Here is a 6,375-nt window from a genome sequence, read left to right as displayed (position 1 = left end):
GGAGGGAGGGACCGAGCAGCGGGCAGGCACCGTGGCGAGTGGGAACACGGAGCGAGTGCGAGCGACGGAGAGGGATGACGGGTGGGGAGGAATGGCTCGACGCTCCGAGAGCAGGGAGGGAGCGGATGCGCGGGGAGGCGGGGACGGCGAAGCGCGGCGCCTCCGGAAGGAGGGCCGCGCTTCGGGAACTGCGAGGTAGGGGCTAGAGGACGTCGGTGCGGCCGGAGAGGCGGAGGGCGTCGACGACACCCTTGACCTTCTGGGCGTTCTCGGTGGTGGTGACCAGAAGGGCATCGGGGGTGTCCACGACGACGATGTCCTTCACTCCGATGAGGGCGATGGTGCGGTTACCTCCGCTGACGACGATGCCGGTCGCCGAATCGGCCAGAACGCGAGCGTCCTCGCCGAGGATCGCGAGGTCCGAGCGGAGCCCGCTCGCGTGCAGCTTGGCGATCGACGCGAAGTCCCCCACATCGTCCCAGGAGAAGTGACCGGGAATCACGGCGAGCCTGCCAGCGGCCGCCGCCGGCTCTGCGACGGAGTAATCGATCGCGATCTTCTCCAGACCCGGCCAGATGCGGTCGACGACCGCACCGCGCTCCGGGGTGTCCCAGGCGGCGGCGAGCTCAAGCAGACCGGCGAGCAACTCCGGCTTGGAGCGGCCGAGCTCCTCGAGGAGGCGGTCGGCCCGCGCGATGAACATCCCCGCGTTCCAGAGGTACTGGCCGCTCGCCACATAGGCGCGGGCGGTCTCGGCGTCGGGCTTCTCGACGAAGGAGTCGACGGCGAGCGTGTGTGCTGCACCGTCGATCGCGAGGTGCTCGCCCGTCCGGATGTAGCCGAAGCCCACGGCCGGCTCGGTCGGTGTGATGCCGATGGTGGCGATGTACCCCGCGTCGGCCGCGACGACCGCCTCGGCGACCGCGTCGTGGAAGAGCTGCTGGCCGCTGATCACGTGGTCGGCGGCGAACGAGCCGATGATCACACCCGGCTGGCGGCGCTCGAGGATGGCGGCGGCCAGGCCGATCGCAGCGGAGGAGTCGCGCGGCTCGCTCTCGAGGACGACGTTCGCGTCCTCGAGGCTCACGAGCTGCTCCTCCACGGCGGCGCGGTGCGCGCGACCGGTCACGACCATGATCCGGTCGGCGCCGGAGAGGGGCGCGAGACGGTCCCAGGTGTCGCGGAGGAGGGTCTGACCCGATCCGGTGAGGTCGTGCAGGAACTTCGGTGCGTCGGCCCGGGAGAGCGGCCACAGCCTCGAGCCGATCCCGCCTGCGGGGATCACGCTGTAGAAGCGGTCGAGCGGGGCGCGGCCATCGGTCTCAGGTGATGTCATGTCCGCAGGATACAAGGGCGGTCGAGAACGACCGTCCGTTCATCCTCGCGCGCGTCGCCGTTCACGTCGGCGCCGTAACCTCCGGCGCGTGAGAGTCGCGGTCGTCACCGAGAGCTTCCTGCCGTCGCTGAACGGAGTCACCACGAGCGTCCTCCGGGTGCTCGACGAGTTCGCCCGGCGCGGGATCAAGGCGCTGGTCGTCTGCCCTGCAGCCGGCGCACCGGCGTCCTACGCCGGCCACCGCGTGGTCGAGCATCCCGCGATCGCCTATCGGGAGTTCCCCGTCGGGATCCCCACCCTCGCTTTGACGCGGGAGCTCGCCGACTTCGAGCCCGACATCGTGCACGTCGCCTCCCCCTTCCTCCTCGGAGCCCGCGCCCTGGCCGCAGCGGGCCGCCTCGGCGTCCCGAGCGTCGCCGTCTATCAGACCGACGTGGCGCGGTTCGCGGCCCGCTACGGCCTCCGCGGCGCCCGCGCGCTCGCCTGGCGGGTCGTCCGCCAGATCCACGCCGGAGCCGACCTCACCCTCGCCCCCTCCACCAGCGCCCTCGACGATCTGGCCGCCGCCGGCATCGAGCGCACGGCCCTCTGGGGACGCGGCGTGCAGAGCGACCGGTTCCATCCCCGCATGCGGTCCTCGCCTACCGCCCTCGAGCTGCGCGCGGGACTCGGCAAGGGCGACTCCCTGGTGGGCTACATCGGCCGTCTCTCCCCGGAGAAGCGGGTCGAGCGGCTGGCGGCGCTCGCCCCGATCGCAGGCGCAGAGCTGGTGATCGGCGGCTACGGCCCCTCCTCCGCCAGGGTCGGCGCAGCGCTGGGATCTCGGGCGCGGATGCTCGGGCGACTCGACGGCGAACGCCTCCCCGCGGCTTTCGCCGCGCTCGACGTCTTCGTGCACACCGGCACCGAGGAGACCTTCGGCCAGACCGTCCAGGAGGCGCAGGCCGCCGGCACCGCCGTCGTCGCCCCGCACGCGGGCGGCCCGACAGACCTGATCGAGCACGGGGTCGACGGCCTGCTCTACGCGCCCGAGAGTGATTCCGATCTGCGACGACAGGTGGAGCGGCTGGTGCGCGATCCGCAGCTGCGGTCGAGGCTCGGCGAGGCCGGCCGTCGCCGCGTGCTGCACCGGACCTGGAGCGCGCTCACCGACGAGCTGCTCGAGCACTACGCGGTCGCCGGAGCCCGCTCGCTCGCGGTACCCCGCAGCTAAGGCTCGCCTAAGCCGCGCGCCACTGCGCCGACGCTTAGGATCGGAACGCGAGTTTCTCGTCGCTCCCGCGCCCCGCCCCGTCCACGAGACGCGGAATCCGGTCAGGCCGTCGGAGCACAACCAGGGAGGGTTGTTCGTGTCAGTTCAAGCTGCTCACACCCTCGCACCCCGGAAGCAGGGGAAGATCCGGCGTCCGGCCGGCACCCTGTACCGCGGGCGCGAAGGCATGTGGTCGTGGGTGCTGCACCGGATCACCGGTGTCGCCATCTTCTTCTTCCTCCTCGTGCACGTCCTCGACTCGGCTCTCATCGCTGTGAGCCCCGAGGCGTACAACGCGGTCATCGGCACGTACAAGAACCCGATCATGGGGCTCGGCGAGACCGGCCTCGTGGGTGCCATCGCGTTCCACGCGCTGAACGGGCTCCGCATCATCCTGGTCGATTTCTGGAGCTGGGCGACGCGCAATCAGCGCGTGCTCTTCTGGGTGGTCATCGGGCTGTGGGTCGTCCTCATGCTCGGCTTCGCCCCGCGCCACCTGATCAACGTCTTCAGCGAGGGAGGTGCCCATTGAGCACCGTCGCCGCACCGCGGACACCGCACACGCCGACCCGTTCCTCCGGCACCAACTGGGAGAAGTGGGGCTGGATCTACATGCGCGCCTCCGGCGTCGTGCTGATCGTCCTGATCTTCGGCCACCTCATCTACAACCTGCTGCTCGGAGACGGCATCAAGGCCATCGACTTCGGCTTCGTCGGCGGCAAGCTGGCCAATCCCTTCTGGCAGTGGTGGGACGTGCTGATGCTGTGGCTGGCGCTGATCCACGGCGGCAACGGCATGCGCACGCTGGTCAACGACTACGCGACCTCGCCGCTGCTCGCTCGAGCGTTCAAGGGCGGCATCCTCGTGGCCGTCGTGTCGCTGATCGCGCTCGGCACCTGGGTCGTCTTCGCGTTCGACCCGTGCCCGCCCGGAGCCGATCCGGCACTGCTCGCGTCGTTCTGCTCGGCGTGATCCTCCGGAACGCCGCGCTCCTGTCCCCCTGTCCTCCCTTCCCGCACATCGGAGCAACTCCCACGTGAGCACACCAGGCCACTCCCACACCGGCACTGATCAGAACGCCTTCGCGTCGACCCTCGGCCCCGACGGTGTCCACTACCACCAGTTCGACGTCGTCATCGTCGGCGCCGGCGGCGCCGGGATGCGCGCGGCCATCGAGGCCGGTCCGAAGGCGAGGACTGCCGTGATCTCGAAGCTGTACCCGACCCGCTCCCACACCGGAGCGGCGCAGGGCGGTATGGCCGCGGCCCTCGCGAACGTCGAGGAGGACAGCTGGGAGTGGCACACGTTCGACACCGTCAAGGGCGGCGACTACCTCGTCGACCAGGACGCGGCCGAGATCCTCGCCAAGGAGGCCATCGACGCGGTCATCGACCTCGAGAACATGGGTCTGCCCTTCAACCGCACCGACGAGGGCAAGATCGACCAGCGCCGCTTCGGCGGACACACGCGCGACCACGGAAAAGCCCCCGTCCGCCGGGCCTGCTACGCGGCCGACCGCACCGGCCACATGATCCTGCAGACGCTGTTCCAGAACTGCGTCAAGCTCGGCATCAACTTCTACAACGAGTTCTACGTCCTCGACCTGGTGATGACCACGGTCGACGGAGTGGACAAGCCCTCCGGCGTCGTCGCGTACGAGCTGGCCACGGGCGAGCTGCACGTGTTCCAGGCGAAGGCGATCATCTTCGCCACCGGCGGCTTCGGCAAGATCTACAAGACCACCTCCAATGCGCACACCCTCACCGGCGACGGTGTCGGGATCATCTGGCGCAAGGGCCTCCCGCTCGAGGACATGGAGTTCTTCCAGTTCCACCCGACCGGCCTCGCGGGCCTCGGCATCCTCCTCACCGAGGGAGCGCGAGGAGAGGGCGCGATCCTCCGCAACGCCTCGGGCGAGCGCTTCATGGAGCGCTACGCCCCCACCATCAAGGACCTCGCGCCGCGCGACATCGTCGCCCGCTGCATGGTCCAGGAGGTCGCGGAGGGCCGCGGCGCCGGTCCGCACAAGGACTACGTGCTGCTCGACTGCACCCACCTGGGCGCCGAGGTGCTCGAAACCAAGCTCCCCGACATCACGGAGTTCGCCCGCACCTACCTCGGCGTCGACCCGGTCGTCGAGCCGGTCCCCGTCATGCCGACGGCGCACTACGCGATGGGCGGCATCCCCACCAACGTCAAGGCGGAGGTGCTCTCGGACAACACCACCGTCGTCCCCGGCCTCTACGCCGCCGGAGAATGCGCCTGCGTCTCGGTGCACGGCTCCAACCGCCTCGGCACCAACTCGCTCCTCGACATCAACGTCTTCGGCAAGCGCAGCGGCAACAACGCCGCCGACTACGCCCAGACCGTCGACTTCACTCCCCTGCCCGAGAACCCGGCCGGCCCGATCCGCGACATGCTCGCCTCGCTCAGCAGCGCGACCGGCACCGAGCGGATCGCCTCGATCCGCAAGGAGCTGCAGGACGAGATGGACAAGAACGCCCAGGTCTTCCGCACAGACGAATCTCTCGAGGCCGTCACCGGCACGATCCAGCGCCTGCGGGACCGGTTCCGCAACATCTCAGTCCAGGACAAGGGCAAGCGCTTCAACACTGATCTGCTGGAGGCCGTCGAGCTGGGCTTCCTGCTCGACCTCGCCGAGGTCGTGGTCTACTCGGCGCGCAACCGTCAGGAGAGCCGCGGCGGACACATGCGCGACGACTTCCCCAAGCGCGACGACGAGAACTACATGCAGCACACGATGGCGTACCTCTCGGGTGACGCCCACTCCTCCGACGCCGGAGACCACATCCGGCTCGACTGGAAGCCCGTCGTGATCACCCGGTACCAGCCGATGGAGAGGAAGTACTAGCCATGTCGACCGCGACCCTCGAGCAGCCGCCGGCTGCCCCCGCCGCCCCGGAGGCGTTCACCGTCACCTTCATCATCCGCCGCTTCGACCCCGAGGTGGACGCGGAGCCGCGCTGGCAGGACTTCGACGTCGAGATGTACTCGACGACCGGGTCCTGGATGCGCTGCATCGCATCAAGTGGGACCAGGACGGATCTCTGACGTTCCGCCGCTCCTGCGCACACGGCATCTGCGGCTCCGACGCGATGCGCATCAACGGCCGCAACCGGCTGGCCTGCAAGACCCTGATCAAGGATCTCGACATCTCGCAGCCGATCTACATCGAGGCGATCAAGGGCCTGCCCCTCGAGAAGGACCTCGTCGTCGACATGGAGCCGTTCTTCGCCTCCTACCGCGAGGTGCAGCCCTTCCTGGTCGCCAGCACCCCGGCACCCAAGGGCAAGGAGCGCGTGCAGTCGGTCGCCGACCGCGCCCGCTTCGACGACACCACCAAGTGCATCCTCTGCGCCGCCTGCACGTCCTCGTGCCCCGTTTTCTGGACGGACGGGCAGTACTTCGGGCCGGCTGCGATCGTGAACGCGCACCGCTTCATCTTCGACTCGCGCGACGATGCGGGCGGCGCGCGCCTCGACATCCTCAACGACAAGGAAGGCGTGTGGCGGTGCCGCACGACCTTCAATTGCACGGAGGCGTGCCCGCGCGGCATCCAGATCACTCAGGCGATCGCCGAGGTCAAGCAGGCCGTCATCCGCGGCCGCGCCTGACCCGTGTCTCGGGCTCGCGAGAAGGCGTTCGGCTCGTCGGGATCATCGGATCCGGCGAGCCGAACGCTTTATCGCGAGCCGAGGAGCAGGCAGGATTCCCTCCACAGGCGGCGGAACGGCCGGCTTCTCCAGGGATAGAGGTGTGCGGCAGT

The 6,375-nt window shown here is 69.4% G+C and carries 5 protein-coding genes and 1 pseudogene; 5 read left to right on the top strand and 1 reads right to left on the bottom strand.

Features of this window, described 5'->3' with window-relative positions; all coding sequences use genetic code 11:
• Window positions 1–202 precede the first annotated feature (202 nt).
• Window positions 203–1,336, bottom strand: a complete 1,134-nt coding sequence (locus ACH61_RS04345) for a mannose-1-phosphate guanylyltransferase (protein WP_068208995.1) — start codon at window positions 1,334–1,336, stop codon at window positions 203–205.
• Between the two features lie 88 nt (window positions 1,337–1,424).
• On the opposite strand from ACH61_RS04345, the gene ACH61_RS04340 reads away from it, so the two are divergent.
• The 5 genes and pseudogenes from ACH61_RS04340 (at window position 1,425) to ACH61_RS04320 (ending at window position 6,223) form a co-directional block, all read left to right on the top strand.
• Complete coding sequence (locus ACH61_RS04340) at window positions 1,425–2,549, top strand: glycosyltransferase (RefSeq protein WP_068208992.1); 1,125 nt, start codon at window positions 1,425–1,427, stop codon at window positions 2,547–2,549.
• Between the two features lie 136 nt (window positions 2,550–2,685).
• Window positions 2,686–3,120, top strand: coding sequence for a succinate dehydrogenase, cytochrome b556 subunit (gene sdhC / locus ACH61_RS04335; RefSeq protein ID WP_082845011.1), 435 nt, complete (start codon window positions 2,686–2,688; stop codon window positions 3,118–3,120).
• Window positions 3,117–3,560, top strand: a complete 444-nt coding sequence (locus ACH61_RS04330) for a succinate dehydrogenase hydrophobic membrane anchor subunit (RefSeq protein WP_068208989.1) — start codon at window positions 3,117–3,119, stop codon at window positions 3,558–3,560. The genes sdhC and ACH61_RS04330 overlap by 4 nt, the downstream gene beginning before the upstream one ends.
• A 64-nt stretch (window positions 3,561–3,624) precedes the next feature.
• Window positions 3,625–5,460, top strand: a complete 1,836-nt coding sequence (gene sdhA / locus ACH61_RS04325; RefSeq protein ID WP_068208986.1) for a succinate dehydrogenase flavoprotein subunit — start codon at window positions 3,625–3,627, stop codon at window positions 5,458–5,460.
• A 2-nt stretch (window positions 5,461–5,462) separates the two neighbouring features.
• Window positions 5,463–6,223: pseudogene (locus ACH61_RS04320) on the top strand (succinate dehydrogenase iron-sulfur subunit).
• Window positions 6,224–6,375 lie beyond the last annotated feature (152 nt).

The organism is Rathayibacter tanaceti, assembly GCF_001634385.1.
GTDB classification, from domain to species: Bacteria; Actinomycetota; Actinomycetes; order Actinomycetales; family Microbacteriaceae; genus Rathayibacter; species Rathayibacter tanaceti.
This window is presented reverse-complemented; position numbering and strand designations above follow the sequence as displayed.